Origin of the sequence: Azospira sp. I13, assembly GCF_003112695.1 — a bacterium.
Classification (GTDB): Bacteria; Pseudomonadota; Gammaproteobacteria; order Burkholderiales; family Rhodocyclaceae; genus Azospira.
In genome coordinates this window covers 1-1,239 of record NZ_BFBP01000016.1, presented here as the reverse complement: position 1 = coordinate 1,239, position 1,239 = coordinate 1, and the positions used below count along the sequence as shown (strand labels likewise).

The following is a 1,239-nucleotide window of genomic DNA, read 5'->3' as shown; positions in this document are numbered from 1 at the left end:
TGGGCTGCTGCCGGTTTCATGGACACCTTGTTAAGGTGTGAAGGTGAAACTGGAGGTATTTATGGGAGCAAGACGGACATTCGGCCGGGAATTCAAGGTTGAGGCAGTCAAGTTGGTGGTTGACCGAGGGGTTTCAATTGTTCAGGCGGCACGGGATCTGGACATTGGTGAATCGGTCTTGCGCCGCTGGGTGCGAGAACTGTCAGCAGACCCACAGCAAGCCTTTCCTGGTCAGGGAGTGATGAAAGCTGAGCAGGCTGAGATTGAGCGGCTACGCAGGGAAGTGGCGAAGCTGAAGATGGAGCGCGACATATTGAAAAAAGCCGCGGCCTACTTCGCCAAGGAGTCGATGTGAGATTCGGCTTTATTGCGAAGCACCGGGGGGCTTGGCCGGTTAACCTGTTGTGTGGGGCGCTCGGTGTCTCACGAAGTGGCTATTACGCATGGCTGAGCCGCCCGAGAAGCAAGCGCAGCCTGGATGACGAGATAGTAGGCAACCTGGTTCGGCAAAGTTTCATTGCCAGTGACCGAACCTATGGTGCCCGACGCGTCTGGCACGATGTCCTGGCTGAAGGGCTCAGTTGCGGGTTGCATCGCATCGAACGCTTGATGCGCCAGCAGGCGCTGAAAGCGCGACCGAGGCGACGCGGCTTGCCGAAGGATCGGGGCGAGCGCAATGGGATTGCTGGCAACTTGCTGGATAGGCAATTCCAAGCGGCATCCCCCAACCAGAAATGGGTCGCTGACTTCACCTATATCTGGACGGCAGAAGGCTGGCTTTACGTCGCCGTCGTTCTTGACCTGTTCTCGCGGCGAGCAGTGGGATGGTCCATGCAAAACAGCATGACCTCGCAATTGGTAGCCGATGCCTTGATGATGGCTGTCTGGCGGCGCGGCAAACCTTCATCGCTGCTTCACCACTCGGATCAGGGGAGCCAATACACCAGCGAGCACTTCCAAGGGCTGCTCCGGGAGCAAGGCATTACCTGCAGCATGAGTCGGGCCGGTGAGGTCTGGGACAACTCGGCAATGGAAAGTTTCTTCAGCTCACTGAAGACCGAGAGGACGGCTCGGAAGGTCTATCGTTCAAGGGCAGAAGCTCGATCCGATGTGTTCGATTACATCGAGCGCTTCTACAATCCCACTCGACGGCATTCGACGCTGGGCTATCTCAGTCCGATCGCATTCGAGGCGGCTATAAAAGCTTAGGTCGGTGCCCACTGAACCGGCAGCAGCCCA

At 57.5% G+C, this 1,239-nt stretch carries 1 protein-coding gene; it reads left to right on the top strand.

Annotated elements, in window-relative coordinates; translation table 11 throughout:
• Positions 1-61 precede the first annotated feature (61 nt).
• A protein-coding gene (locus AZSI13_RS14955; RefSeq protein WP_109042000.1) for an IS3 family transposase occupies positions 62-1,209 on the top strand; the annotation gives its coding sequence in 2 pieces (ribosomal slippage) (positions 62-323 and positions 323-1,209; 1,149 coding nt in all).
• Positions 1,210-1,239 lie beyond the last annotated feature (30 nt).